Raw genomic sequence first — 21,116 nt, 5'->3', positions numbered from 1 at the left:
TTCACAGCTCCAGCACGTGTTCGAGGCCGACGGTGAGCCCCGGACGGGTCCGCACGGCCCGCACGCCCAGCAGCACGCCCGGCATGAACGACGAGCGGTCCATCGAGTCGTGCCGGATCGTCAGGGTCTCCCCCTCCGCGCCGAACAGGATCTCCTCGTGCGCGACCAGGCCGGGCAGGCGGACCGAGTGCACGCGCACGTCGCCGACGTTCGCGCCGCGCGCGCCCGCCATCTCCGACGTGGTCGCGTCGCTGCCGGGGGCGAGCCCGGCGTCGGTGCGGGCCTGCGAGATCAGCTGCGCGGTGTGCGCGGCGGTGCCCGACGGGGCGTCGGCCTTGCGGTTGTGGTGCAGCTCGATGACCTCGGCCGACTCGTAGAACCGGGCGGCCTGCTGCGCGAAGCGCATCGCCAGGACCGCGCCGAGAGCGAAGTTCGGCGCGATCAGCACGCCCAGTTCGGGCTTGGCGCCGAGCCAGCCGGTGACCGTCCGCAGCCGGTCCTGGTCGAAGCCGGTGGTGCCGACGACGGCGTGGACGCCGGCGTCGATCGCGAAGCGGAGGTTGTCCATGACCGCGTCGGGGTGGGTGAAGTCCACGACGACCTGGGCCTTCGCGTCGACGAGCGCGGCGAGGTCGTCTCCCGCGTCGAGCGCGGCGACCAGGTCGAGGTCCGCGGCACCGTCGACAGCGCCGACGGCCTGCGCGCCCATCCTCCCGCGTGCACCGAGCACGCCGACCCGGATCAGTTCCTCACTCATGCGATCACCTCGTGCAGTTCCGCGGGCAGGTCGTCGTCGTGAGCGTACGGTCCGACCACGACGGCGGTCGTCGGGCCACCCGGCCTGCGCAGCAGCGCGCGGGCGAGCGCGGCGACCTCGTCGGCGGTGACGGCGTCGATGCGCTCCACCGTGCCGCTCACGCTCAGGTAGCGACCGTAGTTGAGCTCGTTCTTGCCCAGCCTGGTCATGCGGGAGGCGGTGTCCTCCATGCCCAGCACCAGGCCGCCGCGCAGCTGTCCCTTCGCGCGGCTCACCTCGGCCTCGCTCAGCCCGTGCTCGGCGACATCGGCCAGCACCTGGCGGATCACTGTCGTCACCTCGCCCAGGCGCTCCGGCTGACAGCCCGCGTAGACGCCGAGATGCCCGGTGTCGGCGTAGCTCGCCACCGACGAGTACACCTGGTACGCCAGACCGCGGCGTTCCCTGATCTCCTGGAACAACCGCGAGCTCATCCCGCCGCCGAGTGCCGCGTTGAGCACCGACAGCGCGAACCGGCGCTCGTCGTGCCTGCTCAGCGACGGCATACCGAGCATCACGTGGGCCTGCTCGGTGTCGTCGGGGCGTAGCACCAGCTTGCGCGGCGTGCGCACCCTGGCCCGCCCGTCGCGCGGCGCGGCAGGAGTGTCCGAACCGGACAGCCGGTCACGCAACGCCTTGCGCACCAGGCGAATCACGCGCGCGTGTTCGACGTTGCCCGCCACGGCGAGCACCATCTTCGGCAGCGTGTACCGGCGCCGGTAGAACCCGCGCAACGCCGTCGGCGCCATGCCGGTGATCGAGGCCTCCGTGCCGAGCACGGACCGGCCGAGTGCGTGACCGTCGAGGATCGTCTCGACGAACGTGTCGTGCAGCAGGTCCTCGGGATCGTCGTCGCGCATGGCGATCTCCTCGAGCACCACCTGGCGTTCGGTGTCCACATCGGAGTCCGCGCAGCGCGCGCCGAACACGACGTCGGTCACCAGATCCACCGCGAGCGGCAGGTCCTCGTCGAGCACCTGCGCGTAGTAGCAGGTGTGCTCCTTCGCGGTGAAGGCGTTGAACTCGCCGCCCACCGCGTCGATCTCCTCGGCGATCCGCGTCGCGTCGCGGGTGCCGGTTCCCTTGAACAGCAGGTGTTCCAGGTAGTGCGCGGCACCGGCGACGCTGGGCTGCTCGTCGCGCGAGCCGATGCCGACCCACAGGCCGACGGTCGCCGAGCGCACACCCGGCACGCTCTCGGTGACCACCCGCAGCCCGCCGGGCAGCACGGTGCGCTTCACGAGCGAGCCGTGCGCACCGTCTGTGGGTGACTCCAGCGTGCGGGTACTGCCGATGGGCTGCTCGTGCCCGGGAATGCTTCGCGCCATGAACCTTTGCCGGTCAGTCGGAGAACGGCCCGTCCCCCGTCGTCCGACGGGAGACGGGCCGTCCGTCACAGATGGGTCGTCCCGCTCAGGGACCTACTTGGCGTCAGCCGTGTCCTCAGCCTTGGCCTCGGCCTCGGCCTGCTCGCCGCCCTCGGCCTGCTCCTCGTCCTCCTTGACCAGGACCAGGCTGATCTTGCCGCGGTTGTCGATGTCGGCGATCTCCACGCGGAGCTTGTCACCGACGTTGACGACGTCCTCGACCTTGGCGATGCGCTTGCCGTTGCCCAGCTTGGAGATGTGCACCAGGCCGTCCTTGCCCGGCAGCAGCGAGACGAACGCGCCGAACGCGGCCGTCTTGACGACCGTGCCCAGGAAGCGCTCGCCGACCTTCGGCAGCTGCGGGTTGGCGATGGCGTTGATCTTGTCGATCGCGGCCTCCGCCGACGGGCCGTCGGCCGCGCCCACGTAGATCGTGCCGTCGTCCTCGATCGAGATGTCGGCGCCGGTCTCCTCGGTGATCGAGTTGATCATCTTGCCCTTCGGGCCGATGACCTCGCCGATCTTGTCGACCGGGATCTTCACCGAGGTGACGCGCGGGGCGAACGGGCTCATCTCGTCGGGGCCGTCGATGGCCTCGGCGATGACCTCGAGGATCGTGAGCCGGGCGTCCTTGGCCTGGTCCAGCGCACCGGCCAGCACGTCCGACGGGATGCCGTCGAGCTTGGTGTCCAGCTGCAGCGCGGTGATGAACTCCTTGGTGCCGGCGACCTTGAAGTCCATGTCGCCGAAGGCGTCCTCGGCACCGAGGATGTCGGTCAGCGCGACGTACTCGGTCTTGCCGTCGACCTGGTCGGACACCAGGCCCATCGCGATGCCCGCGACCGGCGCCTTGAGCGGCACACCGGCGTTGTACAGGCCCAGCGTCGAGGCGCAGACCGAACCCATCGACGTCGAACCGTTGGAGCCGAGGGCCTCGGACACCTGACGGATCGCGTAGGGGAACTCGTCGCGCTTCGGCAGCACCGGAACCAGGGCGCGCTCGGCGAGCGCACCGTGGCCGATCTCGCGCCGCTTCGGCGAGCCGACGCGGCCGGTCTCGCCGGTGGAGAACGGCGGGAAGTTGTAGTGGTGCAGGTAGCGCTTCGTCGTCTCCGGCGAGAGCGTGTCGAGCTGCTGCTCCATGCGGAGCATGTTCAGCGTGGTGACACCCAGGATCTGGGTCTCGCCGCGCTCGAACAGCGCCGAACCGTGCGCCCGCGGGATCACGGCGACCTCGGCGGACAGCTGCCGGATGTCGGTGAGACCGCGGCCGTCGATGCGCACCTTGTCGCGCAGGATGCGCTGGCGGATGAGCTTCTTGGTCAGCGCGCGGAAGGCGGCGCCGACCTCCTTCTCGCGACCCTCGAAGGCCTCGCCCTCGGCGACACCGACCTTCTCCAGGACGGCGGCCTTGACCTCGTCGGTCGCGTTGTCGCGGTCCTGCTTGCCCGCGATGGCCAGCGCCTTGGTGAGGTCGTCGGTCGCGATGGCGGCGACGGCGTCGAACGCGTCCTGCTGGAAGGGCAGGAACACCGGGAAGTCGCCGGTCGGCTTGGCGGCCGCCTCGGCGAGCCGCTGCTGCGCCTCGCACAGCACGCGGATGAACGGCTTGGCGGCGGCGAGACCCTCGGCCACGACCTGCTCGGTCGGGGCCGTGCCGCCGTCGGCGACCAGGTCGAGCGTGTGCTCGGTGCCCTCGGCCTCGACCATCATGATCGCGACGTCGTCACCGACGATGCGGCCGGCGACCACCATGTTGAAGGTGGCCTTCTCCAACTGCGACCAGGTCGGGAACGCGACCCACTGGCCCTCGATCAGCGCGACGCGCACGCCGCCGATCGGACCCGAGAACGGCAGGCCGCTGATCTGGGTCGAGGCCGACGCCGCGTTGATCGCGAGCACGTCGTAGGGGTCGTCGGGGTTCAGGCTCTGGACCGTGATGACGACCTGGATCTCGTTGCGCAGGCCGTCGGCGAACGACGGGCGCAGCGGGCGGTCGATCAGGCGGCAGGTCAGGATCGCGTCGGTCGACGGGCGGCCCTCCCTGCGGAAGAACGCGCCGGGGATCCGGCCGACGGCGTACATGCGCTCCTCGACGTCCACCGTCAGCGGGAAGAAGTCGAAGTGCTCCTTCGGCTGCTTCGAGGCCGTGGTGGCCGAGAGCAGCATGGTCTCGTCGTCCAGGTAGGCGACGACCGAGCCGGCGGCCTGCTTGGCCAGCCTGCCCGTCTCGAAGCGGACCGTGCGGGTGCCGAACGAGCCGTTGTCGAGCACGGCCTCGGATTCGTGCACGGTGTTGCCGCTTGCTTCTGTCATGGGTGACTTACTCCTCTTGATTACCTCTCGGACGGTGCGCACATCCCCCACCCGTCGGGGGCGACGCTCGAGGTACGAGGCCGGTCATCGATCGAAGCCCTCGGGAGATCCCGGGAGCCACTACCGAGGACCGGCTTGGGCGTCCTCGCGCGGTGCGGCGTCCTATCGTTTTTTCTGCTTCTTGTGCCGAGGGGGGAGCGACCCGGCGGGTCACTCCCCCTCGGAGCTCGTCAGCGGCGGAGGCCGAGACGCTGGATCAGCGACCGGTACCGCTCGACGTCCACCTTCATCACGTAGTTGAGCAGCCGGCGACGACGGCCGACCAGCAGCAACAGGCCGCGACGGGAGTGATGGTCGTGCTTGTGCATCTTGAGGTGCTCGGTGAGACCGGTGATCCGCTTGGTGAGCAGGGCCACCTGGGCCTCGGGCGATCCCGTGTCGGCGTCGTGGACGCCGTACTCGGACAGGATCTGCTTCTTCTCATCGGTGGACAGCGCCACTCGTCACTCCTTGGTTATGTGCCGTGTAAGTAAGGACAGTCCCGGCCGCCACGGACCGCAGCCGGACTCAACTATCGAGGGTATCAGGAGGGTTCTCCGTCGACCGGTCGGCCGAGCGCGAACCGCTCGACCGTGGTGTAGGTGTGCCCTCCCCGACCCGGATCGCTGCGCAGCAGCGTCACCTCGCCCGCGATCCATTCCGGACTCCGGTAGTCCGAGAGCAGCCGCGCCCACGCCGTCAACGCCGGGTGCCGCGAGCCCCTCGCCAGGGTCAGGTGCGCGTGGAAAGGATGGTCGTCGCCTCCGGGCCTCGCGGCCTCGGCCAGCGCGGCGAGTCCGCTCCCCCGCACTCCGGCCCAGAGTACTCCGCGGAAGGTGCCGCCTCCCTCGAGCCGCAGCACCGGCGCCCCGAGCCCGGCGAGCCGGGCGCGCAGCCAGCCCGCCCTGCTCGCGAGGTCGTCGGTGCCGTAGAAACCGAGCGTGACGTGCCTGCCCTTCTCGGCACTCCAGCGCAGTCCCTCGGACGGCCCCTCGGAGTGCCGGGCGAGTTCGGCGCGCAGCGAGCGGAGGACGTGCTCCGGCGGCACCAGCGCGCTGAACAGGCGCGCGACGCCGCTCACGCCGTCTTGCCGGCCCGGCGCAGCAGGTCGGCGATCGCCGGGAACTCGGCGTCGAGCAGCTCCGCGGCGTCGAGCAGGTTCTCGTCCTCGGCGACCTCGCGCAGCGCCGCCAGCACCGACTGGTCGTCGGGACCCGCTCCGACCGGGAAGTTGTCCCTGCTGACCGTGGGCCTGGCGGTCTTGACGTCCTCGAGCGCGGCGCGGATCGCTTCCTTGCTGCCCGCCGCGACCTCGGGGGTGAGCACCTTGCGCTCGAGCATGATGAGCCGCGACAGCACCACGGGGTTGCCGATCTTCGCGCGCCTGCCGCTCATCACCTGGCTCAGCATGGGCGCGCTGATGCCGAGGACCTCGGCGAGGTAGGCCTGCGAGACGTCGAAGGCGACCACCAGTCTGCGCACCCGGTCACCGAGTGGTTCCCCGTACCACTCGCGCTGCAACGCGACGTTGCGCTGGACGATCTTGTGGTCCTCCACTGTCCGCCTGCTCCCCTCGGCACTTCTGTGCAGACCCCGTTTGTTGTTCGTGAACGCATCTTGCCAGGCCCGTTCACACCCACGGGCCGGAACCGACCAGCTGTTCGCTTTTGCACCCGGCCGGGTACGGGCTCAGGTGAGCCCGAGCAGCTCACGCGTGCGCGTGACGTCGCCCGCCATCTGCTCGACGAGACCGTCGGAGCTGTCGAACTTGATCTGGCCGCGCAGCCGCGCGACGAAGTCGAGCGCCACATGCTGGCCGTAGAAGTCCTCGTCCACGTCGAGCACGAACGCCTCGACGGTGCGCTCCCGGCCGGAGAACGTCGGGTTGGTCCCCACCGACACGGCGGCGGGAAGCCGCTCCCCCGGGTGGGTGGAGCGCTCGAACCAGCACGCGTACACGCCGTCGGCGGGGATCGCCGCGAACCGCGGGGCCGACAGGTTCGCCGTCGGGTATCCGAGGTCGTGTCCCCTGCCGTCGCCGCGCACCACGATGCCCTCGAGCCGGTGCGGGTGGCCGAGCGCGTCGGCCGCGGCCGAGACGTCGCCCGCGTCGATGCACGAGCGCACGTACGTGGAGGAGAAGGTGATCTCGCCGTCGTCCTGCTCGTCGCTGGGCAGCGTGCGGCCCTGCAGCTGCGCGCCCTGCGCCACGAACCCGAACCGCTTGCCGAGCGTGCGCAGGGTTTCCACGTTGCCGGCGGCGTGGTGGCCGAAGGTGAAGTTCTCCCCCACGATCACGGCGGCCGCGTGCAGCTTGTCGACGAGGATCTCGTGCACGAACCCGTCGGCGGTGAGCCGCGAGAGCTCGGGCGTGAACGGCAGCACGGCGAACACGTCCACCCCCAGCTGCTCGACCAGCTCCGCCTTGCGGCGCAACGTGGTGAGCTGCGCGGGATGGCTGCCGGGCCGCAGCACCTCGGACGGATGCGGGTCGAACGTGAGCACCACGCTCGGCACGCCCCGCTGCCGCGCGGCCTCCACCGTCCTGCGGATCAACGCCTGGTGTCCTCGGTGGACCCCGTCGAAGACCCCGATCGTGACGACGCATCGCCCCCAGCCACCGGGCAAGTCCGTCAAACCCCGCCAACGCTGCACGAGAAACACCCTAGGCCGGAGCCAGCACGACCACCGGGCGGGTCACGTCCCGCGCGTCGGCCGCGAGCGCGAGCACCTGCCCGGCCGGATCGAAGACGCCGTACGTGCCCTCGATGCCCGCCGCGGGGATGGCCTGCCCGTGCCGCACGGCCCTCGCCGTGGCCGCGTCGACGTCGCGGCGGGGGAACGCGGCGGCGACGGCCTCGTCGAGCGTCAGCGACAGACCCGGCTCGGCCTCGACGGCGTCGAGCGTGCGCGCCGAGGCGAGCGTGAACGGCCCGACCGTGGTGCGGCGCAGCGCCGCGAGGTGACCGCCGACGCCGAGCCCGGCGCCGAGGTCCCGCGCGAGCGCCCGCACGTACGTGCCGGACGAGCAGTCGACCATCACGTCGAGTTCCACGCGGCCCGCCTCGCGGCGGGTGGCGAGCAGGTCGAACCGGTAGACGCTCACCGGCCGCGGCGGCAGTGTCACCTCCTCGCCTGCGCGCACGCGCGCGTAGGCGCGCTTGCCGTCGACCTTGACGGCACTGACGGCGCTGGGCACCTGCTGGATGTCACCGGTCAGTGCGGCGATGCCGACCTGGACGCGCTCGTCGGTGACCGCCTCGACCGCGCCGGGCTCGGCCTCGCTCAGCAGCTCGCCCTCGGCGTCGTCGGTGGTCGTCGCCGAGCCGAGAGCGAGGGTCGCGAGGTAGGTCTTGCGGTCGAGCGCCAGGTGCCCGAGCAGCTTGGTCGCTCGCTCGATACCCAGCACGAGCACGCCCGTCGCCATCGGGTCGAGCGTGCCCGCGTGGCCGACCTTGCGGGTGCCCATGGCCCGGCGGGCCCTGGCGACGACGTCGTGGGACGTCATGCCGCTCGGTTTGTCGACGATCAGCAGGCCAGGAGGCGGAGGAGGCGGTTTCGGCACGGCCGCACACTGTAACGAAGCCCGCGGCTCACACGGGCGCGGCCACCCGGTCGGGCACCGGGACGCAGGCGTCCCAGCGCCTCCTGCGCAGCTGCACCGGCACCGGCTCACCGCGTTCCTCCGCGGCGAACACGGCCGCCCGAGCCCGCCGCCACCAGACGGCCATGCGCCACGAACCGAGCGCCAGCATGGCGACCACCGACAGCAGCGCGATCCGGAAGTTGCCTCCCGTCGCCTCCAGCAGCAGTCCGATGAGCAGCGCCGTCACCGTGGTGGCGACGAACCCGCCGACGTTGACCACGCCGGTGGCGGTGCCCACGCGCGGCAGCGGGTTGTAGTCCCGCGCGAGCGCGAAGCCGATGGCAGAGACGGGCCCGCCGAGCGACAGCACGGCGAACGCGGGCACGAGCACGCCCAGTGGGATCCGGCCGGGCCAGCTCAGCAGCACCGTCCACGTCAGCCCGCTCGCGATGAGGAAGGTCACGACCATCGGCATCCTGGCCTCGGGCCTGCGGCCGATGTAGCTGCCGACCAGTGGCCCGCCGACCATCGCTCCGATCACGAAGACCGCGAGCAGGCTGCTCGCGGTGGTCACCGCGTAGCCCTGGCCCTGCACGAGGAACGGCACGCCCCACAGCAGTACCAGGACGTTCTGCCCGAACATCGTCGAGAAGTGGGTCCAGAAGCCGAGCCGCGTACCGGGGACGCGCAGGGCCGTCAGCACCTGCCTGCCGACGTCGCGCATCGGCACCGACTCCGTCGAGGCCACGCGGACGTGCGGGCTGTCGTGCACGCGCCACTGCACCACCACCACGAACAGCATGGTCACCACGCCGGCGATCAGGAACGTCGGCAGCCAGCCGGGACCGGCGAGCAGCAACGTCAGCGGCAGTGTGGCGGCGAGGCTGCCCGCGAAGCCGAGCGCCCCGGTGAACGACGTGACGAGCGTGTACTGCCTGGCCGGGAAGTGGTTGGCCGCCAGCCGCAGCACGGAGACGAACGTGAGCGCGTCACCGACACCGAGCACGCCGCGGGCCAGCAGGCCCAGCGAGTAGGTGTCGGCGACCGCGAGCAAAATCTGCCCCGAGCCGAGGAAGACGAGCGCGACGCTGAGCAGTGCGCGGGGGCCGAAGCGGTCGACGAGTACCCCGGCGGGGATCTGCATGGCGGCGTAGACGCCCACCTGCAGGACGGTGAAGGTGGCGAGGGCGGCGGCGCCGACCCCGAAGCGGTCGGCGGCCTCGATACCGGCGACTCCGAAGGAGGCGCGGTGGAAGACGGCGAGTATGTAGACGAATGCGGCGGTCAACCAGATCAGCCACGACCGCGCACTGGCTGGCGCGGCCGCCGGACTCCGGGACGGCAAGGATCCCCCTTGGGTCATCGATGTGAGCAGCAGGATGGGAAGGCACGTCGCCGTCCCCAGTAGTTGTATCGGCTAAACAATGCCGATCAATACCAGGATCGGGGGTGCCATCGGCCACACTCACACGCGCACCGCGCCTACGACCGCCCAGTTGCCCGAGCGCCAGCGCACGAGGACGAACACCAGTCGCAGGAGCATGAACAGCGACAGACCCGACCAGATCCCGGCCAGTCCCCAGCCGAACCCGAGCGACGCCCAGATCAGCGGCAGGAAACCGAGGATGGCGCTGGCGAGCGTGGCGTTGCGCAGGAACGCGGCATCGCCCGCGCCGAGCAGCACGCCGTCGAGCGCGAACACCACGCCGGCCACGGGCTGCAGCGCGACGAAGAACCACCAGGCTCCCGGGATCTCCGCCAGCACTCCGGCATCCGAGGTGAACGCGTGCGGAAGTACCTGCGACACCGCGGCGAACAGCACGCACAGCGCACAGCCGAGGATCAGCCCGTAGCGCACGATCTGGGCCGCCACCCCGCGTGCCGTGCGCTGCGACCCCCCGCCGAGCGCGGCGCCGACGAGCGACTGCGCGGCGATCGCGACCGAGTCGAGCACCAGCGAGAGGAACGTCCACAGCTGCAGCACCACCTGGTGCGCGCCGACGGCCTCGGTGGAGGTGCGGGCCGCGACCGTGGCCGCGGACAGGAAGCACGCCTGGAAGCCGAGGCTGCGCAGCACGAGGTCGCGGCCGAGCTTCAGCTGCTCCCACATGACGACAGGACGGGGCCGCAGTCGCACGCGCTCACGCGCCAGCGCCCACAGGAACATGCCGCCGGACACCGACTGCGCGATGACGTTGGCCACCGCCGAACCCTCGAGCCCCATCCCGGCCGGGTAGACGAGTACCGGGCACAGCACCGCCGACAGTCCGTTGCCCGCGAGCACGTACCGGAGTGGACGCACCGCGTCCTGCACCCCGCGCATCCAGCCGTTGCCCGCCATCGTCACGAGGATCATCGGCGTGCCGCACAGCGCGATCCGCAGCCACGACACCGCCTCGCCGGTGACGGTGTCGTCGCCCGACATCGCCCGCGCGACGGGTTCGGCGACGAGCTGCCCCAGACCGCACACCACGAGCCCGACGGCGATCGCGACCCACGTCGCCTGCACGCCCTCCTCCACCGCCTCGGCGCGCCGTCCCGCGCCGTGCAGCCGGGCCGTACGCGCCGTGGTGCCGTAGGACAGGAACGTCAGCTGCGTCGACACCAGCGACAGCAGCACTCCGCCCAGCGCGAGCCCCGCGAGCGGCAGTGCGCCGAGATGGCCGACGACCGCCGTGTCCACGAGCACGTACAGCGGTTCGGCGGCGAGCACACCGAGCGCGGGCACGGCGAGGCCGAAGACCTTGCGGGCGGGGACGCGTTCCTCCACGGGGTTGACCACGACCGGAAGCGTAACCAGGGCCACCGACACCCTCCGTTACGCTCATCGGCGATGCCCGAGTACGCGATCCTCATCCTCCCGTCGGCCAACCGCGTCTACACCGAGACCTCCGGCGAGCTACTGCGCGCCGAGCTGGCCGTGTTCGGGGCGACGGTGCTGTCCACCCCCGTCGCCGAGATCGGCCGCAGCGACATCGGTGGCGCCGGTTACGTGACGTTCACGACGGAGTCCGCGCTGTCGGAGACCGACGTCGCGCACCTGTCCAACCTGTCGTCGGCGTACGTGCTCTTCGAGCGCACCGGTGAGCTACTGCGGCCGTTGCCGCTGCGGCCGACCGCGGAGTTCGACTCGGACCTGCTGACGATCCAGAAGTACACGGGCAAGACCAACGAGCTGTTCACCAAGCTGCTGCTGAACCTCACCGTGCTCGCCACCGACCGCCCCACCGCGCTGGTGGAGGGTGGGCTGAGCCTGCTGGATCCGTTGTGCGGCAGGGGAACCACGCTCAACCAGGCGATGATGTACGGCTTCGACGCCACCGGGCTGGACGTCGACGGCAGGGACTTCGAGGCCTACGAGCAGTTCATCAAGACGTGGCTGCGCACCAAGCGGGTCAAGCACACCGCCGACGTGAGTTCGCTGAGCAGGCAGAAGGTGCGCCTCGGCAGGCGCCTCGACATCACCTACGCCGCGACCAAGGAACGGTACAAGGCGGGCGAGAAACGCTCACTGTCCTATCTGAACTGCGACACGCTGCGTACCGACGAGGTGCTGCGCCGCGCGTCGGCCGACGTGATCGTCACCGACGCCCCCTACGGCGTGCAGCACGGCAGCCGCACCCAGGAGGCGGGTCTCGCCCGCAGTCCGCGCGACCTGCTGGCCGCCGCGGTTCCGGTGTGGACGAGGGTGCTGCGCACCGGGGGCGCGCTCGGGCTGTCGTGGAACACCAACGTCGTCTCCAGGGACGAGCTGGTGGCGATCCTGGCCAGGGCAGGGCTGACGGTGTGCGAGGGCGGGGCGTACGAGCAGCTCGCCCACCGCGTGGACCAGGCCATCGTGCGCGATGTGCTGGTGGCGCGGAAGTAGCGGCCTTGTCGCGCGAGGCGCCGCCTCGCGGACCCGGACACCACCGGATCCGCGACGGCCTGCCTCAGGCCTCGTCGGGCTTGTCCTCGCGCGGCTCGCGGTAGGGATCGGCCTCACCGGCGTGCTGGGCACTGGTCGCCTGGCGTGCCACCTCGGCGTCGGCCTCCCTGGCCTTCGCGAGGAGCTCGTCGATGTGCCGAGCGTCGGAGGGCACGTTGTCGGGCACGAACGTCAGCGTCGGCGTGTAGCGCACGCCGGTGCCCTGCCCGACCTTGGTGCGCAGCACCCCGCGCGCGGACTCCAGCGCCGCCGCGGCACCCGCGAAGTCCGGCACCGAGTCGAGGTTCTCACCGAGCACGGTGTAGTACACGGTCGCGTCCCTCAGGTCACCGGTGATCTTGGCGTCGGTGACGGTCACGTTGCCGAGACGCGGGTCCTTGACCTCGTGCTCCAACGCCGACGCGACGATCTGCGCGATCCGCTTGGCCAGCCTTCGTGCGCGAGCCTGATCGGCCACGGCGCACCCCCTTACTCGTGTTCTCAACCAGCCACTAGTCGTCCGGGCCGAGCAGCCGGCGGCGGGCCGACAGCAGCTCCAGCTCGGGCCGTTCCGCGACGACACGTTCGCACGCGTCGAGCACGTCTCTCACATGCTCGCCGTCCGCGGCCACGACGGCCACTCCAACCAGCGCGCGCCGGTGGAGGTCGAGGTGGCCTGCCTCGGCCACGGACACGTCGAAACGCTTGCGCAGATCGGCGAGCAACGGTCGCACCACCGACCGCTTCTGCTTCAGCGACCGCAGGTCGCCGAGCAACACATCCAGTTCCAGGGCACCGACGAACATCGGATCCTCACCTCGGGAGGCACAGACGGACTGGGCGGGGACTCGCGCCCCCGCCCAGCCTGTTCGCCTGTGTCACTCGCGAGGCTTCTCGCGCTGCTCGTAGGTCTCGATCACGTCGTCGACCTTGATGTCCGAGAACTTGCCGAGCGTGAGACCACACTCGTACCCGTCGCGGACCTCGACGACATCGTCCTTGAAGCGGCGCAGCGAGTTGACCGGAAGGTCCTGCGCCACCACGACGTTGTCGCGGAGCAGGCGCGCCTTGGCGTTGCGCCTGATCTGGCCGGAGGTGACGAGACAACCGGCGATGGTGCCGTGCTTCGAGGACTTGAAGACCTCGCGGACATCGGCCCTGCCCAGCTCGACCTCTTCGTACTCCGGCTTGAGCATGCCCTTGAGAGCCTGCTCGATCTCCTCGATCGCCTGGTAGATCACCGTGTAGTACCGGACGTCGACGCCCTCGCGGTTGGCCCGCTCGGTCGCCTTGCCCTGTGCCCGCACGCTGAATCCAAGGACGATCGCGTCGGAGGCCGCGGCCAGGTCGATGTCGCTCTCGGTCACACCACCGACACCGCGGTGGACGACGTTGAGGTCGACCTCGTCACCCACGTCGATCTGCATGAGCGATGCCTCGAGCGCCTCGACGGTACCCGAGTTGTCACCCTTGATGATCAGGTTGAGGGTGTTGGTCTCCTTCAGCGCGGAGTCCAGGTCCTCCAGGCTGACGCGCTTGCGCTTGGCCGCGTTCTCCGCGTTGCGGATGCGGGCCTGGCGGCGCTCGGCGATCTGCCGGGCCACCCGGTCCTCCTCCACCACGAGGAACGTGTCACCGGCGCGCGGCACCGACGTGAAGCCGATGACCTGCACCGGACGCGACGGCGTCGCCTCGGTGACGTCGCGGTTGTACTCGTCGACCATGCGGCGCACGCGGCCGTAGGCGTCGCCCGCGACCACGGAGTCGCCCATGCGCAGCGTGCCGCGCTGGACCAGCACCGTCGCCACCGGACCGCGCCCGCGGTCGAGGTGTGCCTCGATCGCGACACCCTGGGCCTCCATGTCCGGGTTGGCCCGGAGGTCCAGTGCGGCGTCCGCGGTCAGCAGGATCGCCTCGAGCAGGGCGTCGAGGTTGATGTTCTCGCGCGCCGAGATGTCGACGAACATCGTGTCGCCGCCGTACTCCTCCGCGACGAGGTTGTACTCGGTGAGCTGCTGACGGATCTTCTGAGGGTTCGCACCCTCCTTGTCGATCTTGTTGACCGCGACCACGATCGGAGCCTTGGCGGCCTGGGCGTGGTTGATCGCCTCCACCGTCTGCGGCATGACACCGTCGTCGGCGGCGACCACGATCACCGCGATGTCGGTGGCCTGCGCACCACGGGCACGCATGGCGGTGAACGCCTCGTGACCAGGGGTGTCGATGAAGGTGATGAGCCGTTCGTTGCCCTCCAGCTCCGTCTCCACCTGGTACGCACCGATGTGCTGGGTGATGCCGCCGGCCTCGCCCTCGTGGACCTTCGTCTTCCGGATCGTGTCCAGCAGACGGGTCTTACCGTGGTCGACGTGACCCATGACGGTCACCACCGGAGGCCGGACCTGCAGGTCCTCCTCGTCACCGGCGTCCTCGCCGTAGGTGATGTCGAAGGCCTCGAGCAGCTCGCGGTCCTCCTCCTCGGGGCTGACCACCTGCACGTTGTAGTTCATCTCCGTGCCGAGCAGCTCGAGCACGTCCTCGGAGACGGACTGCGTGGCCGTGACCATCTCGCCGAGGTGGAACAACACCTGCACCAGCGAAGCCGGGTTGGCGTCGATCTTCTCGGCGAAGTCGGTCAGCGAGGCACCGCGCGGCAGCCGGATCGTCTCGCCGCCACCCTTGGGCAGGCGAACGCCGCCGACGCTGGGCGCCTGCATGTTCTCCATGTACTCCTGGCGCTTCTGCCGCTTCGACTTGCGGCCCTTGCGCGAGGGTCCACCGGGACGACCGAACGCACCGGCCGTGCCACCACGGCCACCGGGCCCGCCACGGCCACCGCCGGGACGGAAGCCACCGCCACCGCCGGCCGGAGCGCCGCCGCCGGGGCGGAAACCGCCGCCGCCACCGCCGCCGCCACCGGGGCGGAAACCGCCGCCGCCACCGCCGCCACCGGGTCCACCGCGACCGCCACCGGGTCCGCCACGGCCACCGCCGGGTCCGCCACGGCCGCCACCGGGTCCACCACGGCCACCGCCGGGACCACCCGCGGGACGGGCGGGCCGGGTCGGCATCATGCCGGGGTTCGGACGCGGGGGCATGTTGCCGGGAGTCGGCCGGTTGCCGCCGCCACCGCTGGGAGCGCCGCCGCGGGGACCCGCAGCCGGACGCTCACCGCCGGGCCGCTGCCCGCCGCCACGCTCGCCCTGCTGGCCGCCACCGGGGCGCGGCCCGGCCGGACGGGGAGCCGGCGAACCGGAACCGACGCCGAACGGGTTGTTGCCCACCCTGGGCGGCCTCGGACCCGGCTTCGGGCCGGGCTTGGGGCCCTGCGGCTTCGGCGGAACGACCGAGCCGCCGGAGGGCTGCTGCGGTTGCTGCTGCTGGGGCTGCTGTTGCTGGGACTGCTGCTGGGACTGTTGGGGCTGCTCCTGCTCGGGAGCCGCCTTCGCCGCCGGGGCCTCCTCGACCGGGCGAGGTGCCGGGGGCTTCGGGCCCGGCTTGGGACCGGGCTTCGGAGCCGGGGGTCCGGGGCGCGCAGCCTGCGACTGCTGCGGCGCGGACGGCTTCGCGGTGGGCGCGGAGCCATTCCCACTCGGCGCCGACGGCCGCGGACCGCGGCCACCCTTGCCTTCCTTGGCGACGAACGCGTCGCGAAGCCGACGGGCGACGGGCGCCTCGACGGTCGACGACGCGGACTTCACGAACTCACCCTGCTCCTTGAGCTTGGCGAGAACTTCTTTACTCGTAACACCGAGCTCTTTAGCGAGCTCATGCACGCGGGCCTTGCCTGCCACTGCTCTCCTCAACTGATGAGGTCTGACAGGCACGCACCCGCAGACCTCGTCCTATCGTCGCGCGTTCATGGCTTCAGCTTCACGGCTGACTCATGACGGGTCGACCTGCTTCCTTGTTCCGACTAGGGCCCGGGAAGTTCCCGGACCCCCACTCGCTGCGCGAGCCGCTCCAACTGGTTCCGCACGCCGTCGGTACCGAGCGTTCCCTGGACTCTGAGGGCCCTGGGAAACGCTCGCCGCCGTTCGGCCTTGGTGAGGCAGTCCGGTTCGGGGTGCAACCACGCACCGCGACCCGGCAGCCTTCGACGTTCGTCGACGACCACTACCCCGTCCACCGCGACCACTCGCAGCAGCTCGCTGATCAACGCCCGCTGCCGGCATCCCACGCAGGTACGAACCGGTGTCGCTTCGTGTTCCTGGTGTGCGGCATCCGGCCGCGGGCGCTGCACCTTACCCAGTTTAGCTCCTGGCCAATCACTCGGCCGAACCGGTTGCCGCCGCGTGTGGCGACTCGTCCGGTTCGGTCGATCGCTGGCTGGCGGAAGCGTCCGGAGCAGCATCGCTGCGGATGTCGATCCGCCATCCGGTCAGCCGCGCGGCGAGGCGGGCGTTCTGCCCTTCCTTGCCGATGGCCAGGGACAACTGGAAGTCGGGGACGACGACCCTCGCCGTCTTGGCGCGCTCGTCGACCACCTTCACCGACACAACCTTGGCGGGAGACAGCGCATTCCCGACGAAGCGAGCCGGTTCCTCCGAGTAGTCGATGATGTCGATCTTCTCACCACCGAGCTCGCTCATGACGTTGCGCACACGCGCGCCCACCGGGCCGATGCACGCACCCTTGGCGTTGACACCCGAGACCGTGGAGCGCACCGCGATCTTCGACCGGTGCCCCGCCTCGCGGGCGACGGCGGCGATCTCCACCGTGCCGTCCGCGATCTCGGGCACCTCGAGCGCGAAGAGCTTGCGCACCAGGTTCGGGTGCGTGCGCGACAGCGTGATCTGGGGGCCGCGCGCGCTGCGCGAGACGCCGACGACGTAGGCCTTGAGCCTGCTGCCGTGCTGGTAGGACTCGCCGGGGACCTGCTCGGCCGCCGGGAGCACACCCTCGGTGTCGCCGACCTGGACGATCACCATGCCCCTGGCGTTGGCCCGCGCGTCGCGCTGGATCACGCCCGCGACGATCTCGCCCTCCTTGGCGGAGAACTCGCCGTAGGTCTTCTCGTGCTCGGCGTCGCGCAACCGCTGCAGGATGACCTGGCGCGCGGTGGTGGCGGCGATCCGGCCGAAGCCCTCGGGCGTGTCGTCCCACTCCTCGGCGACCTCCCCGTTGTCGTCCAGGGTGTGCGCGAGGACGCGGACGTAGCCGGTCTTGCGATCGATGTCGATCTTGGCGTGGGGCTGGTGGCCCTCCGTGTGCTTGTACGCCGTGAGCAGAGCGGTCTCGATCGCTTCCAGGACAGTCTCGAAGGGGATGTCCTTGTCGCGTTCGATCGCGCGCAACGCCGCGATGTCGACGTTCACTTCGACTCCTCCTTCGGTTCCGCGTCGTCGTCGGTCGTGCCGGAGGCGTCGGCCTCCAGCAGTTTGAGTTCCTCCGCGGGTGGCTGTTTGAACTCGATCTCGAGCACTGCCTTGGCGACGTCGGCGTAGCGGACGTCGCGGATCACCCCGTCGACGAGGATCCGCGCCGAGGCCGACCCCGCCTCACCGGCTCTGCCGACGTACTCGGCACCTTCCGTGGGGGTCACGCGCACGAGCCGGAACTTGGCTCTGCGCCAGTGGCGCTGAGTGGTGAGGGGGCGGTCGACGCCCGGGGAGGTGACCTCAAGGGTGTACGCGCCCTCGATCAGGTGATCGTGGGCGTCGAGCACCGCGGAGACCGCCCTGCTGACCTCGGCGACCTCGTCGAGTCCGACCCCGTCGTCACCGTCGACCACGACCTTGACGAGCTTGCGCCTGCCTGCCTGCTGCACGTCCAGCGCGTCGAGATCGAAACCCGCGGCCGTGACGGCTTCGGCCACGACGGGCTCGAGCCGGCTGGCGAGTTCGTTGGGCACCGTGATGCTCCTGTTGTCCTTATTCGAAGTGGTGGTTCAGCTTATCGTGCCGGGACCCGGTCGCGCCGACCAGCAGGCGCCGCCTGGCAGGATGACTTCTCGTGACCTCCCGAGCTCCGCTGAACCGGCGTGCCGTCCTGCGCGGCGCGGCACTGGCCGCGCTGGCGATCCCCGTCGCGGCCGCGGCGTCCGCGTGCTCCGGCTACGACGACAGTCCCGACCAGCTGCTGCCACTGCTGTTGCGCGCCGAGGCGGACACGGCGGCGGCGGGCGCGCTCGCCGAGGCGGGCGGGGACCAGGCGGAGCTGGCCCAGCAGGTGGCCGCCGCGCGCTCGGGGCAGGCTGATGCGCTGCGCTCCGAGGTCGACCGGCTCAACAAGCCCAGGCCCGAGAACGTCGACGCGCCCGCGGACTCCGTGGCCGACGTGGCCGCGCTCGCCCAGCGCCTCGCGGAGGCACGCGAGCAGGCCGCCACGCTGGTACCGACGCTGCCCGCCCACCGCGCCGGTCTCGTCGGCTCGGTGGCCGCGGGCTGTGCCGCGGTGCAGCAACTGTCGCCCGAACTGGGCGCCGAGCAGCCGGGCACCGTCGACAAGGCCACCACGGGCACGCTGACACAGGAGGCCGTGGACGCGCTGCAGCAGGCACTGGCCGCCGAGCACGCCGCGGTGTGGGTGTACGGACTCGTGAGCGCCTTCCTGTCCGCCGACTTCGCGAACGGCCTCGACTCAGGGGCCGCGGCGCACCGCGACCGGCGCGACGCGTGCGAGCGGGTGCTCACCGCCGCGGGCACCGATCCCCGCCCGCCCGAGCCCGCCTACGTCCCGCCCGAGCCGGTGAGCGACGAGACGTCGGCGACGGCGGTGGTGATCACGGCGGAGACGGACGCGGCCTCGGCGTGGCACGGCGTGCTGGAACGCACCGACGACGTCGCGCTGCGCACGCTGGCGACGCAGGCGCTGATCGGCTCCGCGACGCGGTGCACGAGCTGGCGCATGGAGGCGGGCGAGCAGCCGGCCGCCCTCGCGCTGCCCGGCCGCGCCTAGGGAGTGACCGACGACCTCCCGCCGGTAGCGGAACTGCCCGCCGCGCCTAGGGCTGGGCCTCGGCGAGGCGGAGCGCGTCGTCGCCGATGCGGGCGATCAGCTCGTCGTCGGTGTGCTCGCCGAAGAACGCGGCCTCGACGATCGTCACCTTCTTGTCCTCGGCCCGGGAGGCGTACTCGCCCTGGGCGACGTTGGGCGCGCCGGGCAGCGACACGGACTCGTCGCGCACGAGATCGTTGACGTTGCCGGTGCCCTCGGTGTCGGTGACGGCCTTGAGCTGCTGCGCGTCACTGGCCTGCGGCATGGTCACCACGACCACCGACACCAGCGCGCGGGCCCCGTCGGTCTCGGTGGTGTAGAGCGCGCGGGAGACCCGTTCGCACGGGTGGTCGGCGAACCAGTCCACGACGTCGCCGTAGGAGTTGGCCTCGCAGTCGTCGGACACCTCAGGCCCGGCGACCGTCGTGTAGTCGAACGCGCCGCTCGTGAGCGGGTCCTCCTGCGTCGGGGTCGGCTCGATGGCCGCTGTCTCGTCCGAGCCGGAGCGGATGAACCACCACACGAGCCCGGCCACGAGCGCGACCGCGAGCAGCCCGGCGCCCTGCACCAGCTTGCCCGGCCCGCCCCGGCGCGGTGGCTCCTGGCCCGGCGGCTGCTGGGCCCGCGGCGGCTGCTGACCGGGTCGCTGAGCCGGGGGCTGGCTCGGGTGCGGCGAGTGCTGAGCGGGGTGCTGCTGTTGCTGCTGGATCGGTTGCTGTTGCTGCTGCTGTTGCTGTGGCTGGTGCTGGACAGGTGGCTGAGCCGGGTACTGCTGGCGCGGAGGGTGCTGGTTCGGCTGCTGTGGGTGTTGCTGCGACGGCGGCTGCTGCTGCCGGACCGCCTGCATCGGGGCCGTGTCACTCACTCCGGGGATGTACCGCTGCTGTCCAGCCACGCAGGGGGACGGTAGTCGACGCCGTTCACGCGAGAGCGTCCAGCACCCGCTGGACGTCGTCGGCGGTGTTGTACAGGTGGAAACCGACGCGCGCCCTGCCCGCCCGCACACTGGCCCGCACACCCGCCTCCGCCAGCCTCGGACCGGCGTTCTCGGCGGCCAGTGACACGATCGCGCTACCCGAGGGCGGCAGGCCGAGCGCGGAGCGCAACTGGTCTGCCAGGCCCGTGCAGTGGGCGTGCACGGCCTTGCGGTCGAGCGAGACGAGATAGGGCAGCGCCACGGCCGCGCCCGCGTAGGACAGCCAGGCCGGCGAGAGGTCGTAGCGGCGGGCGCCCTCGGCCAGGCGCAGCGGCAGCCCGTAGATGGCCTGCCACGGGTCCTCCCCCGCGTACCAGTTGGCGGACACCGGCACGCCGCGCTCGAGCGCGCGGGGATGGACCGCGAGCCACGCGGCGCCGCGCGGCGAGAGCAGCCATTTGTAGGAACCGCCCGTGACCCAGTCGGCCCAGTCGAGCTCCAGTGGCAGCCAGCCCGCCGCCTGGGTGACGTCGAGCAGCACCGGGACGTTCGCGGCCGCGGCGGCGTCCCGCAGCGCGGCGACGTCCACGAGCGCGCCGTCCGCCGACTGCGCGACGCTCACGGCGACCAGATCGTGTCCCTCCACAGTGGACGGAAGGTCGGCGAGCGGCGCCTCGCGCACGGTGACGCCCCGGCGCGCCTGCGCCGCGAACGGGAAGGTGACGCTGGTGAACTCCTGCTCCGCGACGAGCACGCGCGCACCGTCGGGCAGTCCCGCGGCGACTGCGGAGATCGCCTGCGACACACTGCCCGCGATGGCGACCCGGTCGGCGGGCACGCCGCTGAGCCGGGCGAATCCCTCGCGGGTCGTCTGCACGGCGCCGTCGAAGTCGGCCGGGGCGTCCGCGCCCGTGCGCCAGCGCCGCACCGTCTCGACCACGGCATCGGCCACGTGGGCGGGCGGGACGCCCACGCTGGGCGTGTTGAGGTAGCCGGGCGGGACGTCGAAGTCGGCGGCGAAGGCGTGGCGCATGTCCCGACACTAGAACGATCTCCACGGCCCCGGAAAGTTTCTTTCCCGGTCAGGTCGAGATCCCGCGCCGTGCTTCGTCCCCGGGGTGAGCGCGACCAGAATGGGTCGCACCAGGACCGAGGAGAACCACGATGGCCAAGTACCTGATGCTCAAGCACTACCGCGGAGCTCCGGACGCGGTGAACAACGTGATGATGGACCAGTGGACCCCCGAGGAGAT

General features: G+C 71.2%; 20 protein-coding genes and 1 pseudogene. 3 read left to right on the top strand and 18 right to left on the bottom strand.

The annotated features are described in order from the left end of the window. Position 1 precedes the first annotated feature (1 nt). The 10 genes from dapB to JHE00_RS29975 all read right to left on the bottom strand — a co-directional run bounded on the left by dapB (position 2) and on the right by JHE00_RS29975 (position 10,886). On the bottom strand, positions 2 to 757 hold the full coding sequence (gene dapB / locus JHE00_RS30020; RefSeq protein WP_200324667.1) for a 4-hydroxy-tetrahydrodipicolinate reductase: 756 nt from the start codon (positions 755 to 757) through the stop codon (positions 2 to 4). Next, on the bottom strand, positions 754 to 2,124 hold the full coding sequence (locus JHE00_RS30015) for a M16 family metallopeptidase (RefSeq protein ID WP_200324665.1): 1,371 nt from the start codon (positions 2,122 to 2,124) through the stop codon (positions 754 to 756). The genes dapB and JHE00_RS30015 overlap by 4 nt, the downstream gene beginning before the upstream one ends. A 93-nt stretch (positions 2,125 to 2,217) precedes the next feature. Then, positions 2,218 to 4,479: a polyribonucleotide nucleotidyltransferase gene (locus tag JHE00_RS30010; RefSeq protein WP_200324662.1), complete on the bottom strand. Its 2,262-nt coding sequence runs from the start codon at positions 4,477 to 4,479 to the stop codon at positions 2,218 to 2,220. Between the two features lie 230 nt (positions 4,480 to 4,709). Beyond that, on the bottom strand, positions 4,710 to 4,979 hold the full coding sequence (rpsO, locus tag JHE00_RS30005; protein WP_200324660.1) for a 30S ribosomal protein S15: 270 nt from the start codon (positions 4,977 to 4,979) through the stop codon (positions 4,710 to 4,712). A gap of 83 nt (positions 4,980 to 5,062) precedes the next feature. Further along, positions 5,063 to 5,599 carry a 2'-5' RNA ligase family protein gene (locus JHE00_RS30000; protein WP_200324658.1) on the bottom strand — a complete coding sequence of 179 codons (537 nt, stop codon included), beginning with the start codon at positions 5,597 to 5,599 and terminating at the stop codon, positions 5,063 to 5,065. Continuing rightward, the gene (locus JHE00_RS29995) at positions 5,596 to 6,075 is read right to left on the bottom strand and encodes a helix-turn-helix domain-containing protein (protein ID WP_200324656.1); all 480 of its coding nucleotides are present in this window, start codon (positions 6,073 to 6,075) and stop codon (positions 5,596 to 5,598) included. The genes JHE00_RS30000 and JHE00_RS29995 overlap by 4 nt, the downstream gene beginning before the upstream one ends. Positions 6,076 to 6,207: 132 nt before the next feature. Then, positions 6,208 to 7,173 carry a bifunctional riboflavin kinase/FAD synthetase gene (locus tag JHE00_RS29990; RefSeq protein WP_200324654.1) on the bottom strand — a complete coding sequence of 322 codons (966 nt, stop codon included), beginning with the start codon at positions 7,171 to 7,173 and terminating at the stop codon, positions 6,208 to 6,210. A 10-nt stretch (positions 7,174 to 7,183) separates the two neighbouring features. Beyond that, on the bottom strand, positions 7,184 to 8,083 hold the full coding sequence (truB, locus tag JHE00_RS29985) for a tRNA pseudouridine(55) synthase TruB (RefSeq protein ID WP_307832180.1): 900 nt from the start codon (positions 8,081 to 8,083) through the stop codon (positions 7,184 to 7,186). Between the two features lie 28 nt (positions 8,084 to 8,111). Beyond that, the gene (locus JHE00_RS29980) at positions 8,112 to 9,449 is read right to left on the bottom strand and encodes an MFS transporter (protein ID WP_372440516.1); all 1,338 of its coding nucleotides are present in this window, start codon (positions 9,447 to 9,449) and stop codon (positions 8,112 to 8,114) included. A gap of 120 nt (positions 9,450 to 9,569) precedes the next feature. Further along, positions 9,570 to 10,886 carry an MATE family efflux transporter gene (locus JHE00_RS29975; protein ID WP_200324650.1) on the bottom strand — a complete coding sequence of 439 codons (1,317 nt, stop codon included), beginning with the start codon at positions 10,884 to 10,886 and terminating at the stop codon, positions 9,570 to 9,572. Positions 10,887 to 10,937: 51 nt separating this feature from the next. Here JHE00_RS29975 and JHE00_RS29970 point away from each other — a divergent pair, with 51 nt between their 5' ends. Further along, positions 10,938 to 11,972, top strand: coding sequence for a TRM11 family SAM-dependent methyltransferase (locus JHE00_RS29970; RefSeq protein ID WP_200324648.1), 1,035 nt, complete (start codon positions 10,938 to 10,940; stop codon positions 11,970 to 11,972). A gap of 64 nt (positions 11,973 to 12,036) precedes the next feature. On the opposite strand, the gene rbfA is transcribed toward JHE00_RS29970, so the two are convergent. From rbfA to rimP, 6 genes are all read right to left on the bottom strand, one after another. Then, positions 12,037 to 12,489 carry a 30S ribosome-binding factor RbfA gene (rbfA, locus tag JHE00_RS29965; protein WP_200324646.1) on the bottom strand — a complete coding sequence of 151 codons (453 nt, stop codon included), beginning with the start codon at positions 12,487 to 12,489 and terminating at the stop codon, positions 12,037 to 12,039. A gap of 34 nt (positions 12,490 to 12,523) precedes the next feature. Further along, complete coding sequence (locus JHE00_RS29960; RefSeq protein WP_200324644.1) at positions 12,524 to 12,817, bottom strand: DUF503 domain-containing protein; 294 nt, start codon at positions 12,815 to 12,817, stop codon at positions 12,524 to 12,526. 72 nt (positions 12,818 to 12,889) lie between these two features. Continuing rightward, positions 12,890 to 15,802 (bottom strand): translation initiation factor IF-2, encoded by a 2,913-nt coding sequence (infB, locus tag JHE00_RS29955; protein ID WP_200324642.1) that lies wholly within the window; start codon positions 15,800 to 15,802, stop codon positions 12,890 to 12,892. A 122-nt stretch (positions 15,803 to 15,924) separates the two neighbouring features. Beyond that, on the bottom strand, positions 15,925 to 16,362 hold the full coding sequence (locus JHE00_RS29950; protein ID WP_230425244.1) for a YlxR family protein: 438 nt from the start codon (positions 16,360 to 16,362) through the stop codon (positions 15,925 to 15,927). Next, positions 16,277 to 17,326, bottom strand: a complete 1,050-nt coding sequence (gene nusA, locus JHE00_RS29945; RefSeq protein ID WP_200324640.1) for a transcription termination factor NusA — start codon at positions 17,324 to 17,326, stop codon at positions 16,277 to 16,279. Before nusA ends, JHE00_RS29950 begins: the two co-directional genes overlap by 86 nt. Continuing rightward, on the bottom strand, positions 17,323 to 17,862 hold the full coding sequence (gene rimP, locus JHE00_RS29940) for a ribosome maturation factor RimP (RefSeq protein ID WP_200324638.1): 540 nt from the start codon (positions 17,860 to 17,862) through the stop codon (positions 17,323 to 17,325). Before rimP ends, nusA begins: the two co-directional genes overlap by 4 nt. 101 nt (positions 17,863 to 17,963) lie before the next feature. On the opposite strand from rimP, the gene JHE00_RS29935 reads away from it, so the two are divergent. After that, positions 17,964 to 18,908 (top strand): ferritin-like domain-containing protein, encoded by a 945-nt coding sequence (locus tag JHE00_RS29935; protein ID WP_200324636.1) that lies wholly within the window; start codon positions 17,964 to 17,966, stop codon positions 18,906 to 18,908. A 46-nt stretch (positions 18,909 to 18,954) separates the two neighbouring features. Here the strand turns inward: JHE00_RS29935 and JHE00_RS29930 are convergent, their stop codons facing one another. Both JHE00_RS29930 and JHE00_RS29925 read right to left on the bottom strand, forming a co-directional pair. Then, the gene (locus JHE00_RS29930; protein ID WP_307832179.1) at positions 18,955 to 19,812 is read right to left on the bottom strand and encodes a hypothetical protein; all 858 of its coding nucleotides are present in this window, start codon (positions 19,810 to 19,812) and stop codon (positions 18,955 to 18,957) included. 55 nt (positions 19,813 to 19,867) lie between these two features. Continuing rightward, positions 19,868 to 20,896: an aminotransferase class V-fold PLP-dependent enzyme gene (locus tag JHE00_RS29925; RefSeq protein WP_200324634.1), complete on the bottom strand. Its 1,029-nt coding sequence runs from the start codon at positions 20,894 to 20,896 to the stop codon at positions 19,868 to 19,870. A 131-nt stretch (positions 20,897 to 21,027) separates the two neighbouring features. On the opposite strand from JHE00_RS29925, the pseudogene JHE00_RS36235 reads away from it, so the two are divergent. After that, positions 21,028 to 21,116 (top strand): annotated as a pseudogene (locus JHE00_RS36235) (YciI family protein); the annotation flags it as partial.

The sequence above is a fragment of the Prauserella cavernicola genome (genome assembly GCF_016595675.1).
Taxonomy (GTDB): Bacteria; Actinomycetota; Actinomycetes; order Mycobacteriales; family Pseudonocardiaceae; genus Prauserella_A; species Prauserella_A cavernicola.
This window is presented reverse-complemented; position numbering and strand designations above follow the sequence as displayed.

Bases quoted from the DNA above. Each gene is read 5' to 3' on its own strand.
- JHE00_RS29925 (WP_200324634.1), bottom strand. From the start codon at position 20,896: ATGCGCCACGCCTTCGCCGCCGACTTCGACGTCCCGCCCGGCTACCTC.
- JHE00_RS30015 (WP_200324665.1), bottom strand. From the start codon at position 2,124: ATGGCGCGAAGCATTCCCGGGCACGAGCAGCCCATCGGCAGTACCCGC.
- JHE00_RS29950 (WP_230425244.1), bottom strand. From the start codon at position 16,362: ATGCTGCTCCGGACGCTTCCGCCAGCCAGCGATCGACCGAACCGGACG.
- JHE00_RS29960 (WP_200324644.1), bottom strand. From the start codon at position 12,817: ATGTTCGTCGGTGCCCTGGAACTGGATGTGTTGCTCGGCGACCTGCGG.
- JHE00_RS30010 (WP_200324662.1), bottom strand. From the start codon at position 4,479: ATGACAGAAGCAAGCGGCAACACCGTGCACGAATCCGAGGCCGTGCTC.
- dapB (WP_200324667.1), bottom strand. From the start codon at position 757: ATGAGTGAGGAACTGATCCGGGTCGGCGTGCTCGGTGCACGCGGGAGG.
- JHE00_RS29970 (WP_200324648.1), top strand. From the start codon at position 10,938: ATGCCCGAGTACGCGATCCTCATCCTCCCGTCGGCCAACCGCGTCTAC.